Genomic DNA, 16775 nt, shown 5'->3' with positions numbered 1-16775 from the left:
TCTAATTTTTACTTATTCCTAAATTTTGTGATTTCTCTTTATTTTTTGTAGTTTCTAATTGTTTTTTCCGACTATTATCCAAAACTGAATTAAACTTATAATCCAAATCATACTTTAATTCTTTAGCCAGATTATTAGCGGACATTTCTCTTTTAATTTCAGACATCTTAAATTCCTGTCCTGATTTCTTATCATTTACAGTGAAACCTTGTATTTCCCCCTTCCTATTAATGGTTGGCTTTATTTCATGTCCTAAAGCTTTCATGTATTCCATATACTTGGAAAAAGTTTGGGGTTTGATCTTCATTACTTGGCTATGAGATTCAAAGATTTGTTTCTTTATCTCTTTGGACTGCATAATTTTATTTTCCTGATTTTTATGCATGATATCCCTCGCGGAGGTTAACCCTCTTTCTTTTGCTATTTTGTGAACAGTATTTTGAGCTTTAAGTACAATGAAATTGTCTTTAATAGCCTTGTTTTTTTCGTCTATACGATTGATCAATAAATGAACATGTTTGTGATTCTTTTCCGTATGTACAATTGCCAAATAAGCTTGCTTTTCAGGATTTACACCAATTCCTTTCATAAAGTCATGGCTGATTTCCTTTAGCTCTTTATCTGTTAACTTCTGTCCGTCTTTAGGATCTGGGCTAATGTATGCCGTGAAAAATTTTTTATCACATGTGTAGTTTTCAGATTGCTGGATTCTGAAACTATTCATTATTTCAGTGGATGTTTCACCATAAATGAGATTTCTGTCTAATTCATATCCTTTATGCTCGGCAATTAAATAATCGACACCCTGCCGGCTTCCTCTTATGGATTTTGCACTTGCTGTCATCTTAGGAATTTTTGAATTTCAACTTTAATTTGTTCATTAATGTTTTTTAACTCAGAAATCAGTTCCTCTCTATTTTCCTTATTTAAAATATTAGTTAGGTTTCGGAGCGCTGTACTGATAAAAGTCAAATTTTTCCAAGCTTCAATTTCTTCTTTTGAAAAGCGGAAATTCAAACTCTTATCTAACGAAGCTTTTCTTACATATTCGGAAGTTTTAAGACCTGTTTTTTCAGCCTTATCAGAAATCATTTTCTTTTCATTTTCTGAAACTCTGATTTCAATTTTCTTATTCCTTTTCATTGTGAAATTTTTGCGACCAACGGGAGCAAAACGAGAAGCCTTTAGGACTGAAAAACGAAATGTAGCGGAGCGGAATTTGGTTTTGTCAGGACAAAGGCACTTCTCGACCTATGCACCGTAATAACTAAAGTGTTTTTTGCTTGTCAATAAAAAAGTCATTAAAATCTTTGTAGCCTTCGTATAGTTTTGAGCAATCTTCAGCATTAGAAAAACAAGATAAAATTTCGTTTTTTGACCTTTCTCCTGCCTTATCATTATCTAGAAAAAGCCTTATTGAGCTAAAATTTTGCAACTGTGTTTTTGCTTTTTCAAGCATAGAAACCGAGTTTAAAATCAATAAACTTTCAGCATTTGAAGTAGTAAATTCTAGGTATGAAAGAGCGTCAATAAATCCTTCAAAAACCGAAATTGAAGCATCTGATTTTTGAATAAAAGAAATATCTTTTGAGGTACATCCTTTATAAAAACTATTGCGTAATTCATAACCCCCAGAAAGGTTTCTAAAACCTATTGCATACAACTTCCTATTGCTGATTGTAAATTTCACCTCATTAAGTAGATGATAAGATTTACTACTAATCCCTCTACTTTTAAGATATTTTTTGAGATAATAATTAGAAAGTGGTTTGACTTCAGTAATATTAATATTAGCTTTTGATAAATCGTTTTGCTTTTGAAAAGAAAAATTAAAGTTTTTTTCTTCTGCCCATGATAAAGCCTCGGAAACAGAACAGTTGAAGTATTTCACAATAAAATCTGCTGTTTTTCCTCCTTTGCCTTCAGAAAATAGATACCATACGTTCTTATGTCTATCTATCTTAAAAGATGCTTCTGTTTCTAGTCCAAAAGGATTAAGAAACCAAGCTTCTTTTTCATTACATTTTACAGGTAGGTGTCCTAGAGAAGCCAGAACTTCTTCCAGTCTTATATTATTATTTAGAGTTTGGCAATTCATAAATTTCGGGTTTGAATTAGTTGGAAATTTGATGAGTTGATGAAAAATGAAAGTATATAATTGATTTTCATTGATTTGTTACTTCATCAAATACTCATCAATTCATCAAACAATTGTTTAATTGTCTCATCGTTATCTCATCAAAAAGTGTTAATTTTTATTTTGATGAGCTTTTGATGAATTATAATTTGTTATTAATTAGATGTTTATATATCTATCTCATCATTTCATCATAAATTTCTGTAATGAAATTTCTGTTTACTGTAAAATATCTTCCAATCTTATTTAGCTGATAAAAGCTTCCATTATATTCAATATCATATTTTACATAGGCTAAAGAATTGTTTTTCGGTTCTATTTTCCAGTTGTTTTTCAATAGTTTTCTAACATCAGACACCGACCAGTATGCTTTAAACATAGTTTTTAACATTGATACTATATCCGTTGGAGTAAACTGTATTTCGTTTTCATCAAAATTTTCAAAAATCTCATTGAAAAGTTCTATCATTTGTCTCTCAAGTTTATTGTTGTTTCTCCAAACCAGTTTTCGTAGTGCATCGGTTTTAATTTCATTAGGAGAAAACCACATTCTTGATTTTTTTTCTGTTGTAAATGGATGTGTTAACAGAAAAGAGAGGAAATAGGGGATTTCATTGACTAGCTGATGTAAGAACTCTGTATTTTCTTCTTTGATAGGTTTTACTTTAATAATCCAAAACCGGATTTCATTTTCGTCTATCTGGATAAAATTGTCCTCGTTATTCGAACAAAGTATAAACTTTGCGAAAAAATCAATTTCTTCTCTGTCATGCCCCTTTCTTTCAATTTTATCTTTATCCGTTGTGGAAAGATATTTTAAACGCTCTGTGATTTCTTTTCTGTCAAAAAATACTTCATCAATGGCAACAATAAGTTTAGCTGTCCAATCTGCATTGAATTGAGAACTAAAGGAATCCCCTTTAATATAGGTCATATTAAGTCCGAAAATAGCTTTAAGCCACTTTATCATTGTCGTTTTTCCGGTCGCTCTCTCTTTACTTACTAAGCAAAGTATTGGTAGATATTGAGTAGGGAGTTCTAGAAGGATTTTTAGATAATCTATCCCCAGGAGAAATTGATTTCCAAAAATATGATTGAGAAATAAAATTGATTTTTCAATTTTCGGAGAATCAATATCAACTTTTTCTTCAACTGGTTTAAATGGAAGTTCATTATAAGTATTGTAAAAATTACCAATTATCCTCTCATAATTTAGATTGTCGGGAATACAAATAAAATCATCTAGTTTAGGAATATTACTGATAAAATCTTTACCATGATCAATAATTATTGTTTCTCTATTCCATTTTGACATCAGAGAAATTGTATCACCTGATATTGTTGGTTTTCGAATGATCTTATAGTATGATGTTCCCACACGTATATATGGATTTTCCTCGTTCATAAGTAATTGGATTATAAATCCGTATATTTGTACTACGGATTGATTAAACAAAAGATATAAGCGTAACTACTGCAATAGTTGCGCTTTGTTATTTTTGAGATTTGAAAATATAATTTTCAGCTTCTTCGGTAATTTCCGTATCGGATTTAGAATAGTTGCTTCTTAGCCAATTGTCTATTTTAGACTTTTCAAAAAATAAAGTCTTGCCGTTTGGTTTTGAATAAGGAATAATATTAGAATGTACAAGCTTATAGATATACGATTTACTAAAACCTGTATAATCTGCAAGTTCTTCAACATTAAAAATACTCTTTGCACCGACTAATAATTTTTCAAGTCGGTTAAGCTTTTGTAAGATTAGGTTACTTTCCATTGCTTGTTTTTTTTGGATTTATGACAGCAAAGGAAAGACTGTGATGTAAGTAAAAAAATACTCTGATACTCTAAAAGTCCCTTTTAGTATGAGTTTAGACTATCTTTTTAGAGTATTATTGGGTAATATAAAGTTGGTGTATGCTCCATTAATAGTATTAAAGGAAATCTCTTTAATTTCTTCTTCTTCAAATTTTACAAAATTATCCGTAATGAAATTCATTAAGGCTTTTCTTTTCTCTCTCGAAAATTTAATTTCGCCTCCTTCAATTACCGAATGTAACACTAAAAAAATTCCGGTATATGTAATACTATTTTTGCCAGAAGTTCCAACCCATTTAATTCTAGAATCCAATTTCTCTCCATTTAAAAGTTTTTTAAAATCTTCTATTGAGCTTTTATCAATATTACTTTTGTTATCATTTATTAGAGAATCTAAAACTTTTGAATCTGATGTCATAATCTTGATATCATGACTAACAATATTTTTAAGTTCAGGAAGAATTAGGGTTTCAAATTTTTTAGACCAAATTAATCTTCCAACCACAAAAGATCCAATGAGAAGGTAAAAAATAAGTGAAAGACGATTTAGTATTAGTACATAATCATTTTTGTTACTTGGAAAGTTTGTAACGACTAGATATAATACTCCAAAATAAACTATATATATAAGTATTCTTGGTCTTTGAATTCTTTTATCCCACCAGGTGTTATCTATGCAAAGAAAATAATTTAGAATCCATTTAATATTAACTTTAAAAAAAGGGAAAAAGGTAAATAGTATACAAGAAAACAAGAGTAGTTTTAATAAAAAAACTCTGTCTTCTAAAGAAAAGAAATAAATTCCCCAGAGTAGAAGTGCAGAAATAACAATAATTAAAGCAATAAATAAATATGCCTTGATTATAAAACGATTCTTTTTCATAATTTAATTTTAAGTTCAGGAATTATTTCGGCGGTCTCTTTCATCTTTTTATCTACAATTTTGGCATAAATTGCTGTTGTTCTAATTTCACGATGACCTAATCTTTTAGAGACAGTATAAATATCTGCCCCGTTTTCTAATAATAAAACAGCATTTGTATGTCTTGCACTGTGAAATGTTATATGTTTTGAGATACTTGCCCTATTACACCATCTTACAATTTCAGTATTATAAACCATCCCATATTTAAGCCCACGAAAAACCCTGTCTTCCGGAGACTGTCTTTCACCAAGTAGTTCTCTTGCTTGTTGAGAAATGTATAAATATTCAACTCCATCTGTTTTTTCCTGGCGGAAGTTGATTTTGCTTATTTCACCCTCGTCTCTTACCTCTGACCAAACCATTGTATTAATATCACTCCATCGAAGCCCACTTAAACAAGAGAACAAAAAAGCACGTTTGAGTACATCATATTTACATTGAGTACTGGCTAGGGCTTGCAACTCATCAAATGTTAAGTATTCCCTTTGACTTTCGGCTTGTTCAAATGATTTTATTTTACTGGCATAATTGATAGAAAGGTAGCCTTCATCAAAAGCGTTCCTTAATGATGCTTTAAATTTGTTGAAATAAGAATATTTAGAATTTTGGGATAATGGAAGATCACTCTTAGTTTTTGCTTCGTTGTCAAAATAATTTCTAATCTTTTTAATAAAGTTTTCGTCAACTTCATCAAAAGTAAAGTTTGGTGATATGATTTTCTTTAAATGTTGTAGGGTAGAAAACCAGTTTCCATAATTGTTAGAAGTATCTTGTTTCTGTTTTTCTTCTGTCTTTTCAGAAAAATACTCAAGAAATCTTCTTTTGGATTTGCTAGTGTTCTTTATATCAAATTTTCCCTGTACATATTCTGCTTTGCGTATTGAAAGAATATTTTCTGCCAGTTTTTCATTTTCTTTATTCTCTTTTTTTTCTTGAGCAGTTTTAGGAAATTGGTATAAATAAATTTTCAAATACTCAAAATCCCTTAGATGAATTCTTTTTCCTGATGAATCACTTGTTGAGCCTTTATAGTATTCAATATAAAGACTAACCATTCCATTTTTAAGTAGCTTTTGTTTAAGAGTAATTTTCATACAATAATATTACAGATGTACATTTGTACACCTTTTATATTGAAAGGTGTACTAAAGATGTAACAAAAGTAAAAACAAACTCTTAAATAAGAAAATAAAAATAAGTTAATTTACTGTAAATCAAATAAAAGAAAACAAGAGAAACTAAAAGAAAATGAATTTATTTCCCGATACAAAACTTAGAAAAAATATTCCCCAGCACTTCATCATTAGTAACTTCTCCGGAAATTTCTCCAAGATGTTCCAATGCATTTCTTAGTTCATATGCTAATAATTCTGTAGAAATCTGGAAAGTAATAGCTTCTTTTACTTTATTTACAGCATCTAATGATTTTTGAAGTGCTTCAAAATGACGCTGGTTAGTAATCACAACATTATTTTCTTCAGTTTTTAAATGCTCAACATAAGATGATAATTCATTTTTAAGATCCTGAATATTTTGATTTTCAACCGCTGAAATCTTAATAAAGTCAAACTCATGCTTAATCTCAGTTCTGAAAATATTTTCTACAGTTTCATACTTTGTAGGAGTAACCTCATCAATTTTTGTTGCACAGATAATTAATTTCAGATCTTCTCTCAATAAAGATTGAATCATCTCAATATCTTCAGCAAAATCTTCAGTTGCAGCATCAGCTAGATACACAAGAATATTAGCATTCTCTACCTTCTCCTTGGCTTTTTTTACTCCAATAGCCTCAATTTCATCCACAGTTTCACGTAAACCGGCAGTATCAATTAAACGAAAAGCATGACCTTTGATATGAAGAACTTCTTCAATAGTATCTCTGGTTGTTCCGGCAATATTACTTACAATGGCTCTTTCTTCCTTAAGTAAAGCATTCAGAAGGGTTGATTTCCCTGCATTCGGTTTTCCGATAATAGCTACGGCTGTTCCGTTTTTGATCGCATTTCCGTATTGGAAACTTTCAATAAGAGAATTTAATTTTAATTCAATTTTATCAAGTAAGCTACTCAAAGCTGTTCTGTCTGCAAATTCTACGTCTTCCTCTGCAAAATCGAGTTCCAGCTCAATAAGAGAAACAAAATTCAGAAGATCAGTTCTTAATAAAGATATTTCATTAGTAATTCCTCCTTTCAATTGATTGATTGCGACCTTTCGGGAAGCCTCGTTTTCTGAAGCAATTACGTCTGCAATAGCTTCTGCCTGGGAAAGATCTATCCTTCCATTAATAAAAGCGCGTAGAGTGAATTCTCCGGCTTTAGCCATTCGGGCTCCATTTTTAATCAGGGTTTCAAGAATACGTTTACCAATATGGGGAGAACCGTGAAAAGCAATCTCCACAGAATTTTCTGTAGTAAAACTTTTTGGAGCCAGAAAAATTGAAAGCATAATCTCATCAATAGCTTCCTCACCATCCATAAAATATCCGTAATGAATAGTATGGGACTTCTGTTTTTCCAGCTTTTTTACTGGAAAACTTTTCTGAACTATAGGTAAAGCATCATCTCCTGATACTCTGATAATGCCTAGGGCACCTATTCCATTGGCTGTAGCCAGTGCACAAATGGTATCGTTATTCATGGCACAAATTTACGTTTTTTAAAGCAAATTGTATTCAGGACAAACAATTCTGGAAAATCTTTGGTTTTTGAATTTACTGATTGAAATTATAAATATATAGGTTAAAACTATCAATTCATGTAGTTAAATTTAAAAGTGAAATCTTAGTAATACGCGAATAAAGTGTCTAAAGTTTCATTTTTTAATGAAATTCTTAAACATGTGTTTTGTTTTTTCATAATCACCAAACCCATATTATTGATCATAATATTGAAATTTTAAATAATATAAAAAGATATCTTAAATATCTCTAATTTTAAGTAGATAAAATGTTGCTCTTTAGTTGTTTGTATTTGTTTTAAATCTGATATTATAAAAAGTATTCTTCAATAAACGAAAAGTAGATACAGTATTATTTAATTATTTTACTGCTATTTACAAGTTTGGTATGTTAATTGTTGATTAGGCGAACGTGGATGTGAAAATATCATATTTTTGTCAATAAAATGAAAATAATTCGTTAAAATACTATAAAAAAACATGAGGGATTTAATTTTTTTCAATATTAATAAGAAAATGATTTTTCTATTAATGGTTACCTTTTACAACATCATAAACGCACAGTGCATACCGTACACAGGACAGCCAATGACTGCTGGAAATACTTATTGCATCAATGGAGGATATACAACATCAAGCGGTGTAAGTATTCCTGATGGGGTAACTCTTATTGTTCAGTCCGGACAGTTTCAAGTATCAGGTATTCAGGTTATGGGAAACCTTGAAATTGCTGATGGGGCAAGTGTGAAATCTAATGGGTCCATTACAATCGGAGTTTATGGAAGTAATAAAGATTCAAGAGTTAGGTTAGGAACAAAATCATTTATTTCTCTTACAGGAGCTGTAGTTCAGGGAGATCCAAGCTCAGGAGGATTTTATCCGGGACGTACTTCTATGATAGAAATGGGAACAAACAGTGTGGTAGAAATATGTGGAACCTTTACACAACAATCTACGACCTATCCATCTGTTAAGTATGTAGGCGTACCTACAGGAAGAGCTTATTGTATTGCCAAGGCTGAGGTAAGTGGAGGTGGTGGAGCTTCAGTAATAAGTAATGATAGCCAGATTGTGGCAATCGCTATGGGATCTGTTATAGGTCTCGGTATGGGAAATGCAAGTTTCTGTGGTCCTAATGCTACGTCAGCTACATGCCCATCTCTTTGGCCTAGCGGATTATCAGACGATAAAGGTGTTTGTGGTAATGCACCTGTGATTATTGATAAAATAGATTCATTCTGTACGCAGGCTGGTACCACAGGGACTCCTGATAGTTTTACCAAATTCGGAATTACAGTACAACAGAAAAATAGTGTATGGCCTGAAAATGTACCTAATGGTTTTCTTGCTATGGAAGCAAAAAATAAAGGTTTTGTGATTACAAGAGTTCAGCACGTAAGCCAGACTCCACAACCGGGAGATGCAATTGCAGATCCAAAAGAAGGAATGCTGTTATATGATATCCAGGATAAATGCGTAAAGCTTTATAATGGAACTCATTGGAAATGTGTAGAAAGAAGTTGTAACAATTAATCTTATTGATAAGATATTATGAAAAATATAAGAAATATAATTATAGTAGCTACACTTGTTATTTTTAACTTTTCTATTGCTCAGGTAGCTATTGGAAAACAAGTGGTAGACGGCAGTAGCACAGTTTTGGATTTCAATAATGTAGCAGGAAATACAAAAGGATTAATCCTTCCGGCAACATCCGGACTTCCTACCGGAACTCTAGTAAATGGAACCTTTATCTTTGATGTGACTGATAATAAAGTGAAAGTATATGAAAACGATACTTGGAAATCACTTTCAGATGCCGGAAACTCCAGTACCATTGTTGCGAATACATCTTCAGAGCTAGGGAAAGGAGTAATTATGGGGGCTGCAACCAGTACCGCAGACGGTGTATTGATATTGGAATCTTCAGATAAGGCAATGATCCTTCCACAGATCGCAACACCCCATTTAAATGTGAAGAACCCATATCCGGGAATGATGTGCTATGATACAGCAAGTAAAACGTTAGCTATATTTGACGGATCAGTATGGAATTACTGGAAATAATTAAAATATAAATCATGCCGGAAATCCGGTTTATATAAGTTTATAATGTGTATTGGAGCAGTGGTATAATGATTTATACCACTGCTTTTTTTATTTTATAAGCAATATATTGATCTATATCAAAATACTGAGGATCAAATTTTTATAATTTAATTTAACGCAAAGTTTTTAACCTTATCTCATATTCTTAAGAAAGCAAAGGATGGAATCAATTTTATTGATTCTTTCTAAGCGAATGCCTATCCACAAACTTTTTCAGCGACGAGGTATCTTCTTAGCTTCCTGAAATAAAGTATTTGAATATCTTTCTTTGCGATTAAAAGAATGCGTTTCTTCAATAAAAATTTTCTCTTTAGATTAACCAAACTTTTTGCATAGTCCACAACTTTTGTGATTGATTCAGTATACGTGATAAAAAGAAGAGATTACAATGAGGTAATTGTAATCTCTTTTAGCTAAACAATTTAGTAGATTGTATATCTTTTTAGATATAGTTTCATCGTAGAGTATTGTGTTAATATAGGCCTCTTTTTTTCTTCGTTTGTGTTGTATACTTGTTTAGCCTGTAAAAATAAATCCTGTTCCCAGATTTTTCATCATTTGTGCCTTTAGCTTTTTAATCGCTGCAATTGAAGGCGGGAAGATTTATAATATTTAAATGAATTGCTTTTTAACTTCAATTTCAAATAATAATATTTTTCACAGGGCAAACATATTTAATATTCGTAATTATTTCCAAAAAAACACATACGACATAGCTACACTACGAATCTAAATACGTATTAAATATTTGATTTTCAATCATTTAATTTCATTCAATGTTGTTTTTATAAAATTAAGTGAATTTAAAAATGTAAATGTTTTTTTACGATAAAGATTACTTACTTATGAGTTGTTTGCGTGTTTTTATGTAAAATAATTAAAAGCTAATGTATGATAAGATGACGCAATTGCTATCCTATTGTATTTTGCTACAAAAATCACCTTTAAACAAAAAACTATAATAATCCGTTTCGGTTGGATATTAAGGCTGCTTTCGAATAATTAAATAAGCATTGTATACTATAGTAGGTTTACTTTTATCGCGCTTAGGTGTTGTAATCTTACAAAGAGATAGTAGTGAAAAAAGTTGGGTGTGATGAATTCAAAACATTTTAGATTTTTTTCATTAAAGGGATATACAAATAAACATATATGAAAATCAGCCATTTATATCAATTATAACATAGGTTAAATTTTTAAATATGTGTATGAAAGTGTACAGCTGTCAAAGTATATGTGATTCTATTGTATATTACACCCAAAAAAGTCTTGCCACAGTAGAAGCTATTCCGACTACGCCTATGACGGCACATCAGAAAATTATTTATTATCACTTTCTCATTTTTCAGTTGATGAATATGGGAATTGCTTATAATGAAAGTGGTGATCCCTCGAAAAAAGACCTCGCTGAAAAGTGTTTTAAAAAAGCGATGGGTTATTCTACAACGCATCCCCAGTATTTTAAGCGAGCAGGTATGGAAGTGTACGAATCTGTAAGTAATTTTTATCTTCAAAAGAAAGATTATACAAAAGCCATCGAATATTCTAAAAAAGTACTGGAACTTGAAAAAACAAACAGAAAAATAGAGGAAAGACTACTAGCATTTAGCCGTCTCAAAGATGCTTATGGTATTTTGCAAAATGCTGAAGAAGAACGCAAATATCTGAAATTATATACTGCATTAAAGGACAGTAAAGACAGCGTAGAAAGAAAAGCTATTGTAAATGATGCCAGAAACCAAATCAATAAATCAACAAAAAAGGCAGAAGCAGAATTTCACAAGGACCGAAGAAATATTTTCTTTGCTTCTGGCGGAATTATCCTGCTAATCATAATAGCCGCCCAGCAATACAATAGGTACGGAAGACGCAAGTACCACCAAAAATATGACGAATTGATCGACAAACTGAATAGTGAAAAATCTGTACAGAAATCGGATATTGAAAAAAAAGGAAACCGTCTATAACAATACCATATATTCTGAAACGGAACAGAAGCTCCTAAGAAAGCTGGAAGCATTTGAAGCATCGGAGAAATTTCTAAAACGTGATATTTCACTAAACCTCCTTGCCAGCCAGTTTAAAACAAACGCAACCTATCTTTCCCAGATTATTAATAAAAGTAAAACTCAGAATTTTAATAATTATATCAATAGTTTAAGAATCAATTATATCACTAATAAACTATATAATGAAAAAAAATACCGAGAATATAAAATAAGTTATCTTGCTGAGGAATGTGGCTATGCCTCTACTCAGGTATTTGTTAATGCTTTTAAAAATGAGCACGGAGTAACTCCATCCTATTTCATTAAACATTTAAAAAATGAGAATAGTATTCATGAAGTTTCCCAAGTATAAAATGACAACAGATTATTTTTCAATACCATCTTTCATTTTAGTGTAAATGATTTTATCTCTATCAATTTCCAAAGTTTACAAAATGCGGGATCTCCGTTGCAAAGCTGTTCATTGGAAGAAGATTATTACGGTTACTGTTAAAATCAAACATTGAGTTATTATCAAAAGGAACACGAGGATAATAAGTAAAAGAAACCTGAATCCTGTTGAAAACCAAAAATGGATTATTAATAAGAACCCCCACTCCTATTTTAGTATTGGCATGGGTACTCAATAGCTTTTCATCCGGCATCCCCAACCAGCCAACAGCCATTGTTAAATAGGGGCTAAAATGAAAGTTTTTCCATGTTTTATTTATAAACATCTGAAGCTGATACCTCAGAACCATTTTTTTAGTTCCGATATAATCTGCATTATAAACTGGAAACTCATCTGATGAAGAAAGGTTAATCCTATCTTTGTAAGAATAGTTGTGCTGTGGATTTCCCAAGGCTAAAGTAGGTGAAAAGAAATGTCTTACTTTAGCAAATTTCCAATCCGTAAGATTGGTAAAATAGGTTCCGTCTACACGGAAAGATTCCTTGTTTTGATTATCTTCATTAAAGAATCTCCCAAACTGAGCTTTCAAAGTAAAATATCCTAGCTTTGTAAAACTACCATAAGATGCGGAAATTCCTACATACGGATTCACTTCTTTATTTCTGGATAAACCACCTGCAATAATATTCACAGAATTTCCATAAGCAATATCTTCAGGTAAATCATACTGAAAAATATTTCTCTGAACAGAAAAGCGTCTGTTAATAAGCCCTACAGACATCAAAAAACTATTATAAGAGCTGAAATACTTATACTGATCAATTCCTGGGCTATCTTTATACTGATAATTCTGGAATCTTCCTATCACGGCAATATTACTGGAAACTTTTTCGCTGGGATCGGATGAAACCGGTATCTGATAACCACCCCATAAATCCTGGCTGTAAACTTTAATCCTGGCTTCCGGAAATTCTGCAGTATCAGTTTCTATAGGAAGCACAACATTCCGCATAAAATATTCAAAAGTAAAACCACCTGCCCATTTTGTCAAAGGAGAGAAAAAGTCTCTTCTGATATTGAAATTAATTCTTTCATTTCTTGAAAAATCTCTTTCCCCAAGAATTTGAGCATTCATATATGTTCCAAAAAGATTGTAGGTGGTATAGCTCCCTATAAGATAATCCTGCTTTTCTTTAGAATCATTTCTGTAAAGAAAATCTAATGTATGCCCTAAACCCAATACATTTTCTTCCGTTACTCCCAATCCTATTTTGCTCCCAGAATAGCTTACTCTTGGTTTTAAGCTCCAGGAATCAAGAACTTTGACTACAACATCAATAGAATCCTTGTCGGAAGTATCCTCAGAAACACTGATATTCACCCTGTTTATAAAAGGCATTGTTCTTAGCAAACGTTCAGATTCATAAAGTTTCTGAGCGTTATACTCCTCTCCTTCTTTAAAAAGTAAATAATTATTAACGGTAGACGTTTTTGTTGTAGCATGAAGATGATCTGTAAACCAGTCGTACCATTTTAATTTTTCCTTCTGATCTTTGGAATCATACCCAAAAGGGTCAATGGTTTCGATCCTAATAGTACGGATATATTTTTTATTATAAGTTTCCTGTGATAATTTTTCGGTTCTTGACTTAACAGAGGTTGAATCTGCTTCTCTACGAAATATGAAACGATGAAGAAATTTGGTAACTTTTCTTTTATCGGAAAACTCTTCTATTTTATAATAAAGTGAATCTTTCTTTTCCTGTGCATTTAATGAGAAAACACCACATAAAAAGAAAACAACAATTACAATCGATCTATTCATTAATCATCAAAATTCTATACAGTTTGGAGCAATAATTTTACACGTCAACAGACTGTAAAAAAAGAATTATATTTTTAAAGATACTCCTTTTAGATAAAAAAACAACTATAATGGCTAGTATTATCGAAAGATTTTAACAGATTAAAAGCAGACGATATTCATTTTCATTTTCAAAAGGGGCTCTATGCACACACGGCAAAACGTTTTGTTCCGGATGATCTACCGCCAGTCGCCACAGGTTTCCCAAGCCAAGATTTGTAGGTGTTGCATCAGCTTTAGCGTGATAATGAAGGTCAAAGAAACAGTCTTTCAGAAAGTCTTCAAATTCTTCTTCATGACCATCATGAAGTTGTTTGAGTTTTTCCCGGATCTCGGGAATCAGTATTTTTTGTACAGCCTGTTCATTGGGTAAAATATCACTTGCTGCACCATAATAAGTACATAAAAAGGTATCTGTCCCAATAGGTGAACGATCCACATGATATGAATAAACATCTGTTGAGATGAAATCAAATTCCTCGTCCCGTTCATAATTTTTCAGAAGATTGAGTGAAGGCAAGGCTCCAGAATCCGTCAATAACTGCAAATCATTGAGAATAATATCCCTTGCTACAATTCCTTTTGCTGAGAGCTGTAATTTTAAAAGGTCGCTGGGAAAAATTTCTGTAATATCCTCTTTTAGCTGAAGTTTCGATACAATTTCTTCAAAATCACCATCTAAATTTCTTTTCCAGCAAATTGCATTTACATTTCCCTGAAATTTGGTATTTACAAGTTCCGGAAAATCAGAAACAACCTCTGTCTGCTTATTGTCAGAAAACATATTACTACTCATATTTACAGCTGGTTTTTGTACTTAATCTTTGCAAAAATAAGGATTAACCAGAATACAAATATGGAAATGTGATGTTCATATCATCAAACGGATTCCAAAACTGGAAACCTGTAATTAGTTTAAGTTTTGAATATAAGTCTGCAAATCCTCATCCTTACCAAGTCCTATTTTTTGTTTTAATCTGTATTTTGTCACACGCACCGTATTAGAATCCACTTTTAATACATTGGCGATCTGTTGATTAGTCATATTAAGATATAAATAAGACGCATATTTAAAGTCCATATTGGAAAGCTTGCTTTTTGAAACTTCTTTTAACCTTTTATGAAAATCGGGGTGAATATTTTCTATTAAATTTTCCATTTCTGAAAAATCATTATCATTTAACTGATCTTCCTTTAGGATTTGTTGTAATTTAATATCAGGCTTTTCATTGATCTTGGTCTTAAGATCTTTAATAAAACTGGTTTTATAATTCAGCCGCATGGAAGTAGTAAGCGCAATCTTCTTTAATCTTTCCTGATTGGTCATAAGTAAATCCTGCTCAGCTTTTATTCTGGCTTTTTCCTCTCTCTCTAATTGTAATATCAATTGGGTTTCCTGTTTTTCAGCTTCCAGTAATTCATTTTTTTGTTTACTTAGTTTATTTCGGAATTTTGTTAAACGGAATAGGAAAATCAACGCAATAATTGAAATTAACGTCACTCCTAGAAAAAGTAGATTTTCTCTGACTAAGGATTTTTTTTCTTTTTCCAACTGGTTTATCAGCTGATTCTTTCTTTCTGTGCGATAAAATACGTCGAGTGATTTGGTACTGTTTGCGAATTTTTCAATACTCATCTCAGTTTCTTTTCTGGCGCGTCTTTCAAGATGCAAAGCTTTTCCATACTGTCCCATCTGTTGATACAGCCTTGAAAGATTATCAAAAACAGCAATCTTATTAGTCAATCCCAGATTATTAGATGTATTAGTAATATCATAAGCCTTTAGGTAATACATTTCCGATAATTTATAATCCCCCATTGTTTCATATAAATATCCAAGATCATTATAAGCTCCACAGGTAAAGTCGATCAGTTGAGTATCTCCTAAACTTAATTTCAAAACATTATTATACATATCCAGACATTTCTGCTTATCAACAGGAGTTAAAGCAAGAAGCAAGCTGCTATAGTTTGAAAAATAAGTAACTAATGCTTTTTTTTGAGCCGCCGGTTCCGTGACTTTCTGGGCAAACTCGTAGGATTTCTGATAATATATACCTGCGGAATCGAGAAACTTTTTTCTTTCATCAGGAGACTTTGTCTTATTTTCATAAAATTTTTTATGATAGTAATAAGCCATAATATTATAGGTGTGATTGATTAAAAGTGCATTTCCAGACCTCTTGGCATATTTATTCCCCTGGATAATATCAGATTGAATATATTCATTTTCAACATTAATATAGTTTCGATTTATAAAACGATATTTTATAAAATATAATACCGAAAGCATGAAGTTTTCGTCTGAATATTTATTGAAAATATTAATACTTTTATTAACAGATTTTACAAAAGGGTCATTGAGTTCGAGCGCTTCATAGTATAGGGCATTCCCAAATTCTACATAAGCATCATCAAGTTCATTTTTAGAATTTCCAGCCAGTTTTTTTGCTTTTTCTAATGCTTCAACTTTCTTGGTTTCATTATCATTTGAAAAAGAATAGTAATTGACTAAATATACATAGCCTATTAATTTTCTGGAATTGTCATTCGTCTGGAGAAATTTCTCATCTATGAGTTTTTTTGCCTGAGCATATTGTTTGGCATAAAGCAGTGTATATAAAGTCTGCTGATCTTTGTCTTTATCACTCTGAGCATACATTATCCCTGATCCAAAGAATAATATAATTACCAAGAAAAAAGCATTTCTTTTCATCAATCCGATTCGTGTTTTTTTAAATATAAATCATTACACATAATGCGTAATTATGATGTCAAAATTAGATAAATATTTTAGTTTTTGACCCTATTCCTACCAATGCACCACAATCAAAAAACCACC

General features: G+C 31.4%; 15 protein-coding genes. 4 read left to right on the top strand and 11 right to left on the bottom strand.

Going from position 1 to position 16775, the window contains the following annotated elements; genetic code table 11:
- Window position 1 precedes the first annotated feature (1 nt).
- From AC5YGG_RS13705 to mnmE, 8 genes are all read right to left on the bottom strand, one after another.
- A complete protein-coding gene (locus AC5YGG_RS13705) occupies window positions 2-844 on the bottom strand; it encodes a relaxase/mobilization nuclease domain-containing protein (RefSeq protein ID WP_496145029.1) in 843 nt (280 codons plus the stop codon).
- A complete protein-coding gene (locus tag AC5YGG_RS13700) occupies window positions 841-1143 on the bottom strand; it encodes a plasmid mobilization protein (protein ID WP_168237402.1) in 303 nt (100 codons plus the stop codon). Before AC5YGG_RS13700 ends, AC5YGG_RS13705 begins: the two co-directional genes overlap by 4 nt.
- A gap of 124 nt (window positions 1144-1267) precedes the next feature.
- The gene (locus tag AC5YGG_RS13695; RefSeq protein WP_168237403.1) at window positions 1268-2098 is read right to left on the bottom strand and encodes a DUF8464 domain-containing protein; all 831 of its coding nucleotides are present in this window, start codon (window positions 2096-2098) and stop codon (window positions 1268-1270) included.
- Window positions 2099-2312: 214 nt separating this feature from the next.
- Complete coding sequence (locus AC5YGG_RS13690) at window positions 2313-3542, bottom strand: primase-helicase family protein (RefSeq protein WP_496145028.1); 1230 nt, start codon at window positions 3540-3542, stop codon at window positions 2313-2315.
- 88 nt (window positions 3543-3630) lie between these two features.
- Window positions 3631-3915 (bottom strand): helix-turn-helix transcriptional regulator, encoded by a 285-nt coding sequence (locus tag AC5YGG_RS13685; RefSeq protein ID WP_168237404.1) that lies wholly within the window; start codon window positions 3913-3915, stop codon window positions 3631-3633.
- A 99-nt stretch (window positions 3916-4014) separates the two neighbouring features.
- A complete protein-coding gene (locus AC5YGG_RS13680; protein ID WP_496145027.1) occupies window positions 4015-4839 on the bottom strand; it encodes a hypothetical protein in 825 nt (274 codons plus the stop codon).
- A complete protein-coding gene (locus tag AC5YGG_RS13675) occupies window positions 4836-5975 on the bottom strand; it encodes a tyrosine-type recombinase/integrase (RefSeq protein ID WP_168237406.1) in 1140 nt (379 codons plus the stop codon). The genes AC5YGG_RS13680 and AC5YGG_RS13675 overlap by 4 nt, the downstream gene beginning before the upstream one ends.
- 160 nt (window positions 5976-6135) lie before the next feature.
- Window positions 6136-7521 carry a tRNA uridine-5-carboxymethylaminomethyl(34) synthesis GTPase MnmE gene (gene mnmE, locus AC5YGG_RS13670; RefSeq protein ID WP_496145026.1) on the bottom strand — a complete coding sequence of 462 codons (1386 nt, stop codon included), beginning with the start codon at window positions 7519-7521 and terminating at the stop codon, window positions 6136-6138.
- A 555-nt stretch (window positions 7522-8076) separates the two neighbouring features.
- Between mnmE and AC5YGG_RS13665 the strand changes: the two genes are divergently transcribed.
- The 4 genes from AC5YGG_RS13665 (at window position 8077) to AC5YGG_RS13650 (ending at window position 12030) form a co-directional block, all read left to right on the top strand.
- Complete coding sequence (locus tag AC5YGG_RS13665; protein ID WP_496145025.1) at window positions 8077-9093, top strand: phage tail-like protein; 1017 nt, start codon at window positions 8077-8079, stop codon at window positions 9091-9093.
- 18 nt (window positions 9094-9111) lie between these two features.
- Window positions 9112-9627: a phage tail-like protein gene (locus AC5YGG_RS13660; RefSeq protein ID WP_496145024.1), complete on the top strand. Its 516-nt coding sequence runs from the start codon at window positions 9112-9114 to the stop codon at window positions 9625-9627.
- A gap of 1250 nt (window positions 9628-10877) precedes the next feature.
- Window positions 10878-11636, top strand: coding sequence for a tetratricopeptide repeat protein (locus AC5YGG_RS13655; protein WP_496145023.1), 759 nt, complete (start codon window positions 10878-10880; stop codon window positions 11634-11636).
- Complete coding sequence (locus AC5YGG_RS13650; protein WP_496145022.1) at window positions 11611-12030, top strand: helix-turn-helix domain-containing protein; 420 nt, start codon at window positions 11611-11613, stop codon at window positions 12028-12030. Before AC5YGG_RS13655 ends, AC5YGG_RS13650 begins: the two co-directional genes overlap by 26 nt.
- Before the next feature lie 61 nt (window positions 12031-12091).
- On the opposite strand, the gene AC5YGG_RS13645 is transcribed toward AC5YGG_RS13650, so the two are convergent.
- The 3 genes from AC5YGG_RS13645 to AC5YGG_RS13635 form a co-directional block, all read right to left on the bottom strand.
- Window positions 12092-13894 carry a POTRA domain-containing protein gene (locus AC5YGG_RS13645; protein ID WP_496145021.1) on the bottom strand — a complete coding sequence of 601 codons (1803 nt, stop codon included), beginning with the start codon at window positions 13892-13894 and terminating at the stop codon, window positions 12092-12094.
- Window positions 13895-14027: 133 nt separating this feature from the next.
- Window positions 14028-14729: a DUF1826 domain-containing protein gene (locus tag AC5YGG_RS13640; RefSeq protein WP_496145020.1), complete on the bottom strand. Its 702-nt coding sequence runs from the start codon at window positions 14727-14729 to the stop codon at window positions 14028-14030.
- A 114-nt stretch (window positions 14730-14843) separates the two neighbouring features.
- On the bottom strand, window positions 14844-16649 hold the full coding sequence (locus tag AC5YGG_RS13635) for a tetratricopeptide repeat protein (RefSeq protein ID WP_496145019.1): 1806 nt from the start codon (window positions 16647-16649) through the stop codon (window positions 14844-14846).
- Between the last annotated feature and the right edge of the window lie 126 nt (window positions 16650-16775).

Source organism: Chryseobacterium sp. CS2K3, assembly GCF_059515185.1.
This window is presented reverse-complemented; position numbering and strand designations above follow the sequence as displayed.